Source organism: Halorhabdus sp. SVX81, assembly GCF_029207715.1.
Lineage (GTDB): Archaea > Halobacteriota > Halobacteria > Halobacteriales > Haloarculaceae > Halorhabdus.
Map to the genome: position 1 here is coordinate 653,970 of NZ_CP104322.1, position 14,628 is coordinate 668,597.

9 protein-coding genes are annotated in these 14,628 nt (G+C 62.7%); 1 reads left to right on the top strand and 8 read right to left on the bottom strand.

The window, feature by feature from the left end:
- The first annotated feature begins 65 nt into the window (after positions 1-65).
- Positions 66-563, top strand: a complete 498-nt coding sequence (locus SVXhr_RS03145) for a DUF4330 domain-containing protein (protein ID WP_275739358.1) — start codon at positions 66-68, stop codon at positions 561-563.
- A 492-nt stretch (positions 564-1,055) separates the two neighbouring features.
- Here SVXhr_RS03145 and glmS read toward each other — a convergent pair whose 3' ends face one another.
- The 8 genes from glmS to SVXhr_RS03185 form a co-directional block, all read right to left on the bottom strand.
- The gene (gene glmS / locus SVXhr_RS03150; RefSeq protein WP_275739359.1) at positions 1,056-2,864 is read right to left on the bottom strand and encodes a glutamine--fructose-6-phosphate transaminase (isomerizing); all 1,809 of its coding nucleotides are present in this window, start codon (positions 2,862-2,864) and stop codon (positions 1,056-1,058) included.
- Entirely contained in the window at positions 2,864-4,057 is a 1,194-nt protein-coding gene (gene glmU / locus SVXhr_RS03155; RefSeq protein ID WP_275739361.1) for a bifunctional sugar-1-phosphate nucleotidylyltransferase/acetyltransferase, read from the bottom strand. Before glmU ends, glmS begins: the two co-directional genes overlap by 1 nt.
- A gap of 103 nt (positions 4,058-4,160) precedes the next feature.
- Complete coding sequence (locus SVXhr_RS03160; RefSeq protein ID WP_275739363.1) at positions 4,161-5,024, bottom strand: CheF family chemotaxis protein; 864 nt, start codon at positions 5,022-5,024, stop codon at positions 4,161-4,163.
- A 216-nt stretch (positions 5,025-5,240) separates the two neighbouring features.
- The gene (locus SVXhr_RS03165) at positions 5,241-7,733 is read right to left on the bottom strand and encodes a BGTF surface domain-containing protein (protein WP_275739365.1); all 2,493 of its coding nucleotides are present in this window, start codon (positions 7,731-7,733) and stop codon (positions 5,241-5,243) included.
- 446 nt (positions 7,734-8,179) lie between these two features.
- Positions 8,180-11,077, bottom strand: coding sequence for an endo-1,4-beta-xylanase (locus SVXhr_RS03170; protein ID WP_275739367.1), 2,898 nt, complete (start codon positions 11,075-11,077; stop codon positions 8,180-8,182).
- A gap of 151 nt (positions 11,078-11,228) precedes the next feature.
- Positions 11,229-12,086, bottom strand: a complete 858-nt coding sequence (locus tag SVXhr_RS03175; RefSeq protein WP_275739370.1) for a CheF family chemotaxis protein — start codon at positions 12,084-12,086, stop codon at positions 11,229-11,231.
- 86 nt (positions 12,087-12,172) lie between these two features.
- Entirely contained in the window at positions 12,173-13,705 is a 1,533-nt protein-coding gene (locus SVXhr_RS03180) for a lipopolysaccharide biosynthesis protein (protein ID WP_275739372.1), read from the bottom strand.
- 69 nt (positions 13,706-13,774) lie between these two features.
- Positions 13,775-14,587 carry an undecaprenyl-diphosphate phosphatase gene (locus SVXhr_RS03185; protein ID WP_275739374.1) on the bottom strand — a complete coding sequence of 271 codons (813 nt, stop codon included), beginning with the start codon at positions 14,585-14,587 and terminating at the stop codon, positions 13,775-13,777.
- Positions 14,588-14,628: the final 41 nt, after the last annotated feature.

The following is a 14,628-nucleotide window of genomic DNA, read 5'->3' on the forward strand; positions in this document are numbered from 1 at the left end:
TAGATATCTGCCCCGTCGCAGACTCGTAACTACTATCTGACAACCCCCACTGGAAACCTGTAGTAATGGACATAATCGACGAACATGGGAACCTCTTTGGCATCGTCAATGTCATCGATGCGCTGGTCGTCCTCTTGCTCGCCGCAGTCGTCGTCGCCGGTGTCGCGCTGGTCGTTGGGCAAGGGCCGTCAGAAACGGCATCTTCGACTGAAGATGTTCCGATTACCGTTCAAGTTGAAGATACCAAACCGTATGTTGCCGCAGCAATTCCCGAAGGTGCCATTGAAACCAAGGAGTCCATCATTTCTGTTGACGATAAATCTGTCGAGCCGTCACGTGTCGTCGTGAGGGCTGATAACGGGACGTTACATGAACGCGCCCATCCTTTGAACAGAACCGTCACCATGGACGTAACACTCTCGGTTAGCGAGGCACTTTCCGATGGGCAAGCGGAGTATCGCTTCAACGGCCAACCGCTAGAAGTCGGTCGTACGCTTACCCTGGACCTCGGCCGCGTTTCCATAAGCGGGATCGTCACCGATTTTGAATTTGACGCCGAATGACCGACCAATATCTGACGCAATCGCGGGTCGTATCCACGCTCGGTCGATACAGTCGAACCCTTAAAACAGTCGTCCGGCAAGCCAGCCGTACGTCTCGTCTGCGCTCGCTCTGTAATACTTTTTCACGGCGGTACGGTACTAGTCAACGAACGTCAACCGTCCGTGTACTGGTTCGATCGATTGGTCGCTTTACCCGCCGCTCGCTTCTTTACCGCTGGTTGACTGCTGAACCTGATCCCGAGATGATCGTGATCGACCTCCGTGGGACTCACACTGTCGGACCGATCATCACGCTCCTTGATACTCTTGTTTCCATTGTAGCTCCCTGGTTTCGCACGTCCCGTCTCAAGCAGGCGAGCAAGTTCGCCGGCGGTCAAGAGACTATCACGACGAACTCCCGAACTCTACAGGTACTTCGAACGGTGCTCGAACCGCCAGCGCCGCCGGAGGGGGATGGGAACTCTGACTTCCGGAACTGATTGCTGATCGGCGTCACTCGACGGTCACGCTTTTGGCCAGGTTCCGGGGTTTGTCGATCGGCCGGCCGAGTTTCGCGGCTGTATGGTAGGCCGCGAGTTGCAATTGGACGTTCGTCAGTATAGCGGCCGTCCGGGGTGAACTTTCGGGAACCGACAGGACGTGATCGGCGTAGCGTTCGACGTCGCTCTGCCCGTCGGTGACCGCAACGACCGGTGCGTCCCGCGCCTCGACTTCCTTGACGTTGCCGATGGTTTTGCGTGCCTGTTCGCCGTCGCCGGTCACCATCGCAAACACCGGCGTGTTCGCCGTCACGAGCGCGAGCGGGCCGTGTTTCAACTCCCCGGCGGCGAATCCCTCCGCGTGCTTGTACGTGATCTCCTTCATCTTGAGTGCGCCCTCCAGGGCGACGGGGTACTGGAGCCCCCGACCGAGGAAGAAGTAGGCGTCGCTGTCGAGGTATTCCTCGGCGACCGCTTCGGCCCGTGATTCGTCGAGGACTTCCTGGACGTCGGCGGGGAGATCCCGTAGCGCGGCGATGGACTCCCGGTCGTCCTTGGAGGGAACCATCCCGGTTGCGAGCAGGTTCAGCGCCGTCAACTGGGAGGCAAAGGTCTTGGTCGCGGCCACCCCGATCTCCGGGCCGGCCTTGATGTAGAAGACGTGATCACATTCCCGCGAGGCTGTCGAACCCACGACGTTGGTGACTGCGAGTGTGGTCGCGCCCTTCGAACGGGCCGCCCGCAACGCCGAGAGGGTATCGGCGGTCTCACCGCTCTGGGTCACGCCGATGACCAGATCGTCGCCGACCGGCGGCGGCGCACTCGCGTACTCGTGAGCCAGGAACGCCTGGGCGGGGATACCGGCGTCACGGAACAGCTGTGCGCCGTATAGCGCCGCGTGATAGCTCGTCCCACAGGCCACCAACTGGACGCCGCGTGGATTGAGATACGCCAGGTCGCCGATATCGACCTCGCCGGCGAGTTCGTCCACCCGTTCGGAGAGGCCCTGACGCAGTGATCGGGGCTGTTCGTTGATCTCCTTTTGCATGAAGTGATCGTACCCCGCCTTGCCCGTCTCCTCGGGATCCCACTCGATGATATCGACGGGCTTCTCGACGACGTCGCCGTCGATCGTCGAGACTGTCCAGCCGTCGGGATCGAGGCGGGCGAATTCACCGTCATCCAGATAGACCACACGGTCGGTGTACTCACGGAACGCCGGGACGTCGCTGGCGAGATAGTAGGCGTCGGCTGGCCCGTCGCCCTCGGCGCTACCGAGGCCGAGCACAAGCGGGGAGTCGTTACGGACCGCAAAGACCGACTCGTGGCCGGCGATCACGACGGCGACGGCGAAACTCCCCTCCAGTCGAGAGACGGCGTTTCGCACAGCGGTCTCGGGCTCAGCGCCCGCCTCACGGGCTTCCTCGATCAGGTGCGGGACGACTTCGGTATCCGTCTCGCTCTTGAACTCGTGGTCGGCACCGAGCTCGTCTTTGAGTTCCTGGTAGTTCTCGATGATCCCGTTGTGGACCACAGCTACGTCGCCGGTACAGTCGGCGTGAGGATGGGCGTTTTCGTCAGTCGGCGGCCCATGGGTGCTCCAGCGGGTGTGGCCGATCCCGACCGGCCCGGACGGCTGCTCGAGTTCGACTGCTGCCCGGAGTTCGTCGATCGTGCCCGAGCACTTGGTGACCTCGATGTCGCCGTTTCCCAGGGCAACGCCTGCCGAGTCGTAGCCGCGGTACTCAAGCGTCGAGAGTCCCTCGACGAGGACGTCGGTCGTCTCCGCGTCACGACCGACACAGCCGATGATACCACACATCAGCGCCGCACCTCCGCACCTTCCGTAACGCAGCCCTCGACGCTGACGCCGGTCGCGAGGTGGGCGTTCGGGCCGACCAGTGTCCCCGGCGCGAAGCTGACGTTCCCCTCTGCGGTGACTCGGTCGGCCAGCAGCGCACCGAGCGGTTCGTCCTCGAAGATCTCCGTGCCGACTCGCACTTCCGAGGGGCCGCCCGAGACGACGGTGTTTGGACCGACGGTGACTGCCTGGCCGATGACCGCATCGAGCAGGGTCGATCCCGGGCCGACGCGTGCGTCGTCGTCGAGGACGGTTGTCCGAAGCGTCGCGTTCGAACCGACGGTCGCGTTCCGGCCGAGCGCGACGTTCGGTCCGACTACCGCACCCGGGCCGATCTCACAGTCCGGGCCGACAACGGTCGGCGGTTGGATCGTTGCCGCCTCGTGGACGGTCGCGCTCTCGTCGATCCAGACTCGCTTGTCCGATTCCGGCGGATTGATCCGTCCGTTTGCGAGGACCTCCTGTGCCAACTCCAGCAGGTCCCACGGGTAGGTCGCATCGACCCACGTCCCGTTCGTCTCGACGGCACCGACGCCTTCCTCGTCTACCATCCGCCCTAACGCGTCGGTCAACGTGAGTTCGCCGGCCTCCCGGGGCGTCGCTTCGATCACGTCGAAGATTGATGGCCCGAACGCGTAGACCCCCGCGTTGATATAGCGATACTCGCCGGCGTCCGGCTTTTCGACGATATCGGTTACCGTCCCGTTCTCGACGACCACTGCCCCGTAATCCGTTGGATCGGGCTCGTCAAGAACGGCCAACGTCGCCCTGTCGTCGCTCTCAGCGAACCGGTCTGTGACGTCCCCGATAATCGTCGGATCGATCAGCGTGTCGCCATTGACGACCACTACCGGCCCCTCGATGGCTTCCCGGGCCTGCAGCAGCGCATGGCCCGTGCCGAGCTGTTTTTCCTGGTGGACGTATATGATTGGGCACCCACGGTAGGTCGGTCCGACGTGATTCTGGACCCGGTCACGTTCGTACCCGACGACGATGACGATTTCGTTGATCCCGTTCTCGACTAACGCGTCGAGGACGTACTCAAGGATCGGTCGGTTCGCCGCTGGGAGCATCGGCTTCGGTCGATTTCGCGTCAACGGACGGAGTCGTGTCCCTTCCCCGGCTGCAAGAACAACGGCTGTATGGCAGCACATACTGGATACAAGCGGGGACTTGATTTTAATCTGATGGGTTCCGCAAGTGCTGTCCTGTCCGTGCCCCCTCACGAGTGAAACTGGATGAGTCCACTCGTCTCAGTCATTGCGATCCCATCTCTTCGCTGGCGACCTGTCGACCTCGGGACGTCATCTCGACTTCGGTCCGCTCGCGGATCGTCTCGATCACGTCGAGTTCGATCAGCCGATCGAATATCGCCTCGATGTCTGTGACGTCTTCGTCGACGAAATCCGGCAGGTCAAAGGGTGAAACCCCCGAGTGTAGCGCCATCACGATCTGTTGCTCGGTCGGCGAGAGGTCGAGGTTTGCACGGTTTCGTTCGACACCCTCCTCGAAGATCGCTTTCAGGATCGTCACCTGCTGGCCTTCACCGGCGATGTGGGTTTCGACGCTCCGATCCTCGCTGTCGGTGTGTTCGACCTCGAAGATCCGTCGTTCGCCACCGTCGACCGTTCGCTCGTCGGTCTCGACGTCACCGATATCGTCGCGCTCGATGGTGACATACTGGCCGTCAGCGACTGCGATCTGTACCGCCTCGTCGGTGAGCTTGATCTTGGCCCGTTGCCACTCAGCACCCTGGACAACGCCGCCTTTCACCGCTGGATGCTGGACATAGATGATCGTATTGTCGAGGAACGCCCGGTAGAGATCCGTCTCGAAGGCGTCCTGTTCGGGTGCCCGGAGGAGGATGATGTCGTCTTCCAGATGGAGCGTGACGTAACTCGCAACGCCGGCCGCGTTCTGGTTGACATCGTAGCGGCCACCGATGTCGTCGATGTCGCCCAGGGGGAGCACCCGTTTCTCGTCGGTGATGAGGGCGATGCGCTCGGTCGTGAGGACGATCCGGCATTGCGTCCAGTCGGCATCCTGGATGTCCCTGCCCTCCGTGACTGCCTGCAGGTACTGCCCCCGGTCGTCCATCAGTTTGCGCTCGCCCTCACTCATCGTTTGGTCTCGCTATCCTGACGCTACGCCGCCCGGGTGATTATGCGTTACGGCCCTGGGACTCTCTATCGGTATCCACGTATTGACAGGTACTGGAGCACGTGTGTTTGAGAGCGCTCTCGACGACGGTCCCGCCGTTGTTCGACGTAGCAGCCAAAAAATGAAAAACTGCGCGGACAACCGCTTTCGGCGGTCAGTCGTGATTAGATGGACGCTTTACTGCTGGCGGCGGACGGCGAGCAGTGCGGCACCCATCAGGGCGACCAGCGCGATCACAGCCGTGAAGCCGGGACCGCCGGTGGTCGTGGTTTCATCGTCAGATTCGAGCTGCTCGTTGAGGTCCTCGATCGTGGAGTTCTTCTCATCGAGCAGACTCTGGAGATCCTCGTTGTTCGCTTCCAGGGTCTGGACCGAGAGGTTCAGCGAGTCAAGCTGTTCCTGAAGGTCAGACATTGCGGTGGTCTGGTTGAGGACTTGACTCTCGAGCTCCGCGATCGTGGAGTTCTTCTGTTCGAGCAGTTCCTGGCTTGCGCCGCCACTCTCGTTGACCTGCGTGCGCAGTTCTTCGATGGTGGCGTTCTTCTGCTCGAGCATCATCGTCGTCTCGTTCAGGAGCGTCTCGAGTTCGGAGACGCGCTGTTCGAGCTGAGCGACGTTGCCGGAGGTTTCCCACTCGGGCGTGTCTGCGAAGACGGCGTCGACTTCCACGCCGTAGGCTGCCGAGACAGTGATCGTCGCGTTGTCGCCAACGCTGCGGTCACTGAAGTCGTAGCTGACGTTCCACGTGCCGTCTTCACTGACTACCACGTTCTCGGCGATGGCGAGCGAGCCACCGGCGAGGACGCGGACGTCGAACTCACTACCGGGTGCGACGTTCGCACTGCCGCGGATTTCGGAGTCTTCCCCGGGCACTATCTGGTAGGGTTCTTCGACCGTGTTGGGACTGGCGTCCGCATCGACGAACTCGAAGCTCGCCGAGACGTCGCCGTCGTTGTCCCAGTACGGGTTCCTGTCAGCGTTGATGTCGAGGGTGCCCTCGAACATCTGGCCGACGTTCTTGTTTTCGAGTTCGCCCTTGTCGAGGATGAAGTAGACTCGGTCGTTGTCATCGCTCGCGAGGGGCGTCCCGCCAATGTCGCCGGGGTTGTTCTGGACAGCCTCGTCGACCGACCAGTTGATGCCCGCAGCGTCACTCTGTCCCTCTGCGATGGCACCGAAGACGCCGCTGGCGTCGAAGGCGACGACGACTTCGTCAGTGTAGCCGTTCTCGGTCGTGGCGACTTCGCTGACCTCGGTCGTGTTGCCTTCGATGGCGGCGACCTGGGTTGCGTCGTCGTCGTAGTTGCTACCGTCGAAGGCGTCGTGGTTCTCGGGACCGACGAGGACGGTTGCACCGTCAAGCTCCGGCTGCTGGAGGTTGAGCGATGCGGCGTCCTCGGCTTCACCCGAGTCATCGCCGTCCTGGGCGATGAACAGCGTGAAGGTACCGGGGTAGATCGGATCGTTGTAACCGAGGGTGGCGGAGTCGTCGTCACCTTCGGCACTGGCCGTACCCGTGTACGTGTTGAGGAGGACGGTCACGGAGCCGTCGCCGTCACCGTCTGTGACGTCGATCGTTTCCTCGTTGAAGCCTTCTCCGTCGAGCAGAAGGTCGACTTGGTCCGTGCCCGTGATGCTGAGGTCGACCTCGACGATGTCACCAGCAGTCTCCTGGTAACCAGCCGAGCCGAGCTCGAGATTGGTGTCAGGCTTCTCGTTGACGGTGACGTCACCGAGGTCAACGATAATGCCTGTGTCGAGGTGGACTGCCTCTGCGCTGTACGTATCTGCGTCGAAGTCGCCGGCACTGAACTCGGCGGAGGCCTCACCGTTACTGTCGATCGTGTCGAACGCAACTTCGTCGCCAACCTGGAAGGCGACCTTGCGGTCGATCCGGTTGGACTCGGCCGAGAGCGTCGTCGTGCCGTCGTTCTTCGTGATCTCGGTGTCGCTGATCGACGCCGAGAAGTCAAAGGAGTCGAAGCCGGTTAGGTCAACCGTGACGTCACGGTCGTCGGGGGAGAACGTGAAGTTGTGCGGCTCGTTGGCAAGACCATCAGTCTCGACAACGCGAACCTTGCTGTTGTCGCCCGTGCCACGTTCGTAGAGGAACGTACCGTTTTCTGCGACCTGGATCGTCGTATCCGGCTGCGTTGCCAGCAGGGCAATCTGCTCACCCTTGTATGCCGACGTGTCTCCTGCAGCCCCATCGGTTTCGGCAAGAGTCGTCGTCGTACTCGTCACGTCAAGCGTACCGTTGACGACATCTCCATCAACGTCACCGAAACCAACCTGGGTGATGTTTGCGGGATTAACGCCGCTCAGATCAAGGTACAGAGCACCGTCCTCGGTACTGATCGTGTCGATCGCCTCGGCATTACCGTTGCCGGTGTCGTTGTACAAGGTGTCGTCACGAAGCGTGACGTTCACCCATTCGTTGTCGTTATCCCAGTCCTGACCTGGGTCAACGGTCTGGTTGAAGACGACTTCTACCGTGGTTGTTCCACCATACTCGTACGCTACCGCTGAATCTCCCTCAAGCGCTGTTGAGGAGTTATTCGCGGTTGCCGCTGCGGCTGCACCACTGAACGCGACGGTTCCAGCGAAGACGCTGAAGACCATCAGCGCTGTGAGGAACAGCGCGCGAAGTTTCTCTGTTGTATCTGTCATAGTTGTCGTGTGTCTCTGTCCCCGTCAGCGCCCTGCCACCGAGGACGCACTGCACCTGCCCCCAGTGGTAGACGGGACTGACGGTTCACGTTGTAATCCATCTACCACATATGATAAATGCTTTCTGGTTCAGACCAGGTGTGTCCAACCCCCGCAACCGGCCCGAGTGGGCTCAATCCCCCTATTTTCGCCGCTTTCTCACCTACTCTCAACGGGCGTCTCCACAAAGCATTTAAGAGGGGTATCGATATCGCCCGGAAATCGCGTGAATTCACGTCATTCTGTAGGCCGGTCGTATTTCCGTGTTTCGACACCCGGCGGTCGACTACTCGTCGACCGTCCTACAAAATTTCATTGCGCACGCACTGGGTCGTCCGGATCGTCGAACGCCGAATCCAACAACTGCGAGCAAAAGCGGTACCGACGACGGATCCCGGGCGTCGTCGTTACTGGTAGAGCTTCCGGAACAGCGCGAGGGCGTCGCCGACGTCGACGCTGCCGTCGCCGTCGAAGTCGTAGGCGTCGGCGTTGGCCCGCACTGACTCGTGATTGCGATTGTTCAACAGCGAGCGCACGTCAGCGATGTTGGCGTTGCCGTCGCCGTTGACGTCCTCGTGGAGGCCGTCGCCGTCGGGATCCTGGGACGGGCCGCTGCCGCCGGGCAGCGTACCGGGCGCGGTCTCCTCGCCGTCGTCCGCACCATCGTCTTCCTCACCGTCGCCGTCTTCGACCTCGCCGAGCGTGACCGTCACGGTGTCGGTGCTGTCGTCGATCTCGATCTCCCGTTCGGCGGTCTGTTCGCCGTGGGTCGCCGTGATCCGGTAGGTGCCTTTGAATCCGTCGGTCGCGTAGACGCCGTCGGCGTCGGTACTGCCGGATTTTTCGGTCCACCACTCGTCGAAGACCAGATCTTGCCAGACGCCGAAGGCCGGTTTCTCGTTCCACTGGGCGTCGAAGAAGGGCGCGTCGTCCCGCCAGTGGAGGTCGTCCTTGAAGCCCCACACCATGAAGGTGTCCACGTTCGGATGGCTGAACGTCACCTTGAGGAACCGCTTGAAGAAGGTGGCCTTGTCGGCTTCCGGCCAGGTGTCGTCGGCCATGTCGAACTCGGTGATGCGGATGCCCGCACCGTGGCCGGTATACAGCTCCAGGGCATCCCAGATCTCGGTCGGGGTAAGCGCCATCGACTGGTTGAAGTGTGACTGCAGGCCGATCCCGTCGAGCCCGACGCCCTCTTCGACCAGGAACTCGGCCATCCGGTTGTGGTCCTGGCGCGTTTGCTCGATGGGACCCTCGATGGTGTTGTAGTCGTTGATCGCGATCCCGACATCGTCGGGCACGGTGTCCTCGGCGTGGTTGTGCCACTCGGCGAGAACGGGTGCTTCGACGGGGTTGATGTCGAGTTCCTCGTCGGGACCGACGCCGCGGACTGCTTTGATGAACCCGGGCACGTGAGTGGTCTCGTTGTGGACCTCCCACTCGTCGATGACGCTGCCGTAGTCCTTGAAGTCCGCGTAGTGGTTGATGATCTCCTCGATGTGCTCGAACGTTCGATCGCGGACGTACTCCGGATCGAGTTCGGGATCGTCTACCTCCGACCACTCCCGGCCCATCGCCGCGACAACATCCGCCGGTACGGCGTACGAGTCAACGGCCGCCCATAGACAGACGTGGCCACGGATGGACATGTCCTGTTCGACGAGCCACTCCGTGGCCGCGTCGGCGGTGTCCTGTGCCTCCTCGAAGAAGCGCCACTTGTGGTGGTTGCCCAGGACGGCGGTGTTGAAGTTCTCCGTGATGACCTCGCGGTATTTATCCCCGGGCTCGGTGTTCGGGATCAGGTGATCGGCGGTGACCTCCGTCCCGAAGTTGAAGTCGTGTTCCTGCATGGCGACCTCGACGTCGGCACCCTCGACGGCGTTGCCGCCGTCGTCGACGACTTCGACCCCGAAGTCGGTCTTGCGATGGTCCTCGATCCGGGCGTCGGCTTCTTCCTCCCACTGCTCGCTGATGGCCTCTTCCCAGGCGGGGAGGTCACCGACGGCTACTCCCTGCGCGAAGTCGATGACGGCGAGGCCGCCGATGTCGACGGTCTGGGCCTTTGCGCCGAGCCAGATCTCGGTCCACCATTCGCCGGATGCAGCGTCGCTGCCGTACTCGATCGGGAAGTAGTACCGCTTCCACTCGCCGGTGAGCGAGGGGCCCGATTTGGTGACGTAATTGGACGACTCGTTGCCCGTTCCCGTCGATTTGTAGGTGATCGTGGAATCGCCTTCCGGATCGCGCATGTACGCGACGCCGAGCAGCACGTCGCCGCTCGATAGCCCACGGTTCCCGTAGGACTTGAAGCTGATCAGCCAGTCGTCCTCGGCCGGTTCGGTCACTTCGATCCGGGTCGCCTCCGAGAACGGCACGTCGTCGCCGCTGACGTCCAGGGACTGCTGGTTGGCGAGGTCCGCACTGCCGCCGCCGAGTTCGTACGTGTCGAAGACGGCCGCCTCGGTCGTGCCGTTGACGAACTGACCGGCACCGCCGAGGTTGTATCCCTTGAGGTCGCTGATGAGCTCCGAGTAATAGGCGTCGTCAGTCTCCGACCACATCTCGTAGCCATCGCCCGTACTCGGCGCGCCGCTTGGGAGATCGCCGACCGCGACGTCTGCGTCACTGTAGTCGATCAGCGCCATCCCGCCGAACTCGACGGTCTGCTGGGCCATTCCAAGCCAGAATTCGACGTATGGGGTGCGAGAAGTTCCCGGCTGGGCCCCGACTTCGATCGGGAAGTAATAGCGGGTCCACTCCTCGCCCGGCTGGACAGTCGTGGTGCCAGTGATGTAGTTGGCATCCTGGTATTGCGTGTTGCCGTCCTCGTCCACGTACCGATATTTGAAGAAGCCCTCCGTCTCCGCGTTCTCCGACTCGCTGCGGATGTACCCGACGCCGAGGAGGACGTCCCCTTCCTCGAAGGACTGTTCTTCGAGGAATCGCTGGTAGGAGTACGTCCAGGAGTCCGCGCCTTCCTCGTTGACTTCGATGCGGACGCCCTGGGTGATCGGGACCGAGTCGTTGTCGACGGAGATCTCCGAGAGGGTGCCGCTGTCACCGGACTGGAACTCGAAACTGTCGATCGTCTCCTGTTCTGTTGCCCCATACCGGAACGACCCGGCAGGCAGATCGTACTTCTCCTGGAGCTCGCTCCGTAGTGTCTGGTGATAGTCGTCGAGATGATTGTCGGCCACCACCGACCCGATTGACCCCGATCCAACCGCCGTTGCCGCCCCGAGTGCCCCGACGGACTTCAGAAACGTCCGTCGATCGCCATGAATGTGTAATCGATCGTCTGTCATCTGTGTATAGCGCTCGATCTGTTCGTCACGATTTTACTTAGTGTTTTGGGAAAAATAGTCGTTGAATCGCCCAACTCGCCTTCGACATTCACAGAACTTTATAATTTTCTGATATTATTTCCCGTCTCGGAACATGTCGACGACGTTGCAGTCACTGCTCGTTCATCGCCTCGCTGGCCATATTACGGCCCTGGGCGTTGAGCGAGACCTCGGTACGAGTGCGCACCTCGTCGACCGCCCCGACTTCGAGGAGTTTCCCGTAGATCTCTTCGACTTCATCGACGCTGAGACCGACGAAGTCGGCCATTTCGAACGGGGATACCCCCGAGTAAAGCGCCATGAGAACTTGACTCTCCGTCTCCGTGAGTTCGTATTCGTCGTCACGTTCGGCGACGCTGACTTCGAAGAGTTTCCGGAGCACTGACGTGTGCCGTTCGGTCCCCGAGAGGTGGGTCTCGACACTTCGACCATCGTCGTCGGTGTGTTCGATTTCGACGACCGGTCGCGTCTCGCCCATGACCGATCGCGTCCCTGTCTCGACGGTCCCCACGTCGGCGAAGTCACTGGTGACCCGCTCGCCGCCGGGAAACGTCAGCGTAACCTCCTCTTCAGTGGCCGAAAACCGGGCTTTCGTCCATTCGGCGTCGTCCTGGACGACCCCGCCCACGACTGCCGGATGATTGACGAGGACGACTTCACCGGCGAGATTTGCCCGACAGTACGTGCTCGGAAAATCACTCTCGCTCGTCGGTGATATCTCGATCACGGTCGAGCCGACCCGGAGCGCGATCGCGTCGGTGGCAATCTCGATCGCATCGAGATCGTTCGGGATCGTCACCCGCCCGTGAGGCAGCGACCGATTCGACCCGTTGCCCGCCAGAACGAGCCGCTTGTCGGTCAGGACGATGCGTGAGGACTGCCAATCGGGATCGTTGACCCGCTGGCCGTCGCGGCGGACCTGCCGGTAGTCTCCGGCAACGTCCAGGATTTTTTGTTCTTCCTCACTCATGGGCCCGCGTGCCTACCCGGAAGTTAGCCACTCACGGGCATATAAGTTCTCACCGCCGAGTGCGATATCGTCCACAGTCGGTGGCGTTACCGCGATAACCGCTCGCCCACCCTTTCCCGATATCGGCCGGCGAGTTCGGCGACGACGAGCCGGTCACGCGGATCGACCCCCAGGACGGCCAGCGTCCCGACGTAGGCTCCGATCCCGACGACGCTACCGAGCCCTGCCACGGCCACCCCGTCGCCGAGGGACCGGACGCCAAAGAGGACCGCGAGCATGACGAGACCGGCCGCGATCGGCGTCCGGAACGCCGCGTCGAAGGGCCACAATCCCTCGAAGCGTCTGAGCAGCAGGACCTGCAGGCCGTTCTGGACGGCGATCGCCAGCGACGTGCCAAGGGCCGCCCCGGCGAGGCCGAACGCCTGGATGAAGGTATACGTCAGGGCGACGTTGAGCACCGCCAGCAGCCAGTCGAGTGCCATCCGGGCGTACTGGTGGTCGGTCATCATCAACAGCCACCCGGTCGCGCCGACCGCGCTCCCGACGAAGACACCGCCGAGGTAGACCACCAGCGGAACGTATCCACGGACGAACGGCTCACCGAACACGCCGAGGAATACCCGTCCGTAGACGACCTGGATCGCGAGGATCGGGATCACAGTCGTGACGATCAGCCGCGTGGCCGAGCCGTAGACGGCGTTCAACGTCTCAATCTTCCCCTCGGCGTAGAGATCCGACGCGACCGGCGGGAGCAACTGGTTGAACGACAGAAGCGGGATCCACGCGATGGCGACCAGCACGAGCACGACGTTGTAGATCCCCGCCGCCACCGCCGTCAGCAACGCGCCGACCAGCAGGAGGTCGACCCGGTTTTGAAACACCTTTCCGAGGCTGCTCATCGCGACCGGCGCGGCGTGATCGAAAAAGCGCCGAGCTTCGGCCCCCGCGCCCCGCAACGACGGCGTGATACCGGTCGATCGAACGGTGATCGGGACGCCCACCACGACGAGGATCGCCATGCACGCCACGATCGTTCCGGCGACGCCCACGACCGAGAATCCGAGGGAGAGCGCCACGAGCGCACCGACTAACCGCGCGGCTGGCCGGAGGATCTTGTTGAATAGCACCTCCCCGCGGGCTGAGCCTGCCGCCCGGAAGGTCGCGGCGGCAATCATCACGACCCCGATCAGCCCCACCAGCGTGCCGAACAGTCCCATCGCACGAGGGAAATCGGGGTGATCGAGCGTGAGCCGGTTGAGCCACGGGGCTGCGAGCCAGACGCCGATCGCGATCGCCAGCCCGAAGCCCGCCGTCGTGGCGTAGGCCAGGCCAGTGACCCGCGACTGGGTCGCTGGCTGGTCCTCGGCGGCCGGAAGGTATCGCTGCAGCGTCGGCACGCTTCCGAAGGTGACCAGCCGCACGAGTAACCCCGCGATCCGCCACGAAAGCGCGTAGACGCCGTAGACGACGGGGTCGAGCCCGCGCGCGAGAACGAACTCCGTGCCCGTCGAAAGCGCTCGCTGGATCGAGACGCCACCCGACGTGACGACCGCCCCGTGGACGATCGTCACCAGCGCCTCGCGCTCGTCGTCAGGTATCTCCGAATCAGTTTCACTCACAGATCAACGCTACTTCGGGGGAATCAGCTCCCGCAAGTAAACGATTCGAAAGCCGTCTCGCCTTCGATTCTACACCACTGCGATCGCGAGTCCGCTGGCGACCGCGAGCAGCCCGAACGCCGTACAGACGGCCCAGAACGCCAGCCGACGAACCAGCACGACCAGCGTTCCGACGGTCAGATAGCCCACGACCGCGCTGACCGCGAGTGCGACGACCGCCGCGACCGGCTCGATCCCGGGCAGCCCGGTCTCGACGAGCACCAGCACGCCGGCCGCCAGGGCGGCGGGGATCGACAGCAGAAACGACAGCCGGAGCGATCCCTCGCCGTCGTGGCCCCGGAGCAACAGCGCGCTCACGGTCGTCCCGGACCGGGAGACACCGGGCAGAATGGCGAGGCCCTGGAGCGCGCCGACGAGGACGGCGTCGACGGCGTCGGGGTCATCGCGACGCCCGCCCGATCCCTCGGCGACGTACTGGATCAGCCCCGTCACGACCAGCAACGCGCCGATAAGCGCGACGAACGCGCCGCCCGACAGCGCCGAGACGAGTTCCTCCAGGCCGAGGTAGGCGATCCCGCCCGTCACAAACGAGGTTCCCATCGCGAGCACAACGAAGGAGAGGTCCGCGCCGGCCGGTTCGAAGGCCGCCTCGGGTCGCCATTCGCGGACGTCCCCGAGGAGATCCCGGACGTCCGCCCGGTAGTAGACGGTCGCCGCGAAAGCGGTCCCGACGTGTAAGAAGAGCGCGAACTGCGTCGCCTCCAGGGCGGTGTCGCCGACCGCCGTCCGGGCCAGCGCCAGCGCGCCCTCGCTCGAAACCGGGAGCCACTCCAGGGCTCCCTGGACGGCACCCAGCAGTGCCGCGAGTAGCGTTTCATCCATGTCTGTCTCGCCGGACAGCCGACACAAAGCCCGTTCGGTTC

What these genes read in the sequence shown, in the direction of transcription:
- SVXhr_RS03145 (WP_275739358.1), top strand. Translation starts at nt 66, where the DNA reads ATGGACATAATCGACGAACATGGGAACCTCTTTGGCATCGTCAATGTC.
- glmS (WP_275739359.1), bottom strand. Translation starts at nt 2,864, where the DNA reads ATGTGTGGTATCATCGGCTGTGTCGGTCGTGACGCGGAGACGACCGAC.
- glmU (WP_275739361.1), bottom strand. Translation starts at nt 4,057, where the DNA reads ATGTGCTGCCATACAGCCGTTGTTCTTGCAGCCGGGGAAGGGACACGA.
- SVXhr_RS03160 (WP_275739363.1), bottom strand. Translation starts at nt 5,024, where the DNA reads ATGAGTGAGGGCGAGCGCAAACTGATGGACGACCGGGGGCAGTACCTG.
- SVXhr_RS03165 (WP_275739365.1), bottom strand. Translation starts at nt 7,733, where the DNA reads ATGACAGATACAACAGAGAAACTTCGCGCGCTGTTCCTCACAGCGCTG.
- SVXhr_RS03170 (WP_275739367.1), bottom strand. Translation starts at nt 11,077, where the DNA reads ATGACAGACGATCGATTACACATTCATGGCGATCGACGGACGTTTCTG.
- SVXhr_RS03175 (WP_275739370.1), bottom strand. Translation starts at nt 12,086, where the DNA reads ATGAGTGAGGAAGAACAAAAAATCCTGGACGTTGCCGGAGACTACCGG.
- SVXhr_RS03185 (WP_275739374.1), bottom strand. Translation starts at nt 14,587, where the DNA reads ATGGATGAAACGCTACTCGCGGCACTGCTGGGTGCCGTCCAGGGAGCC.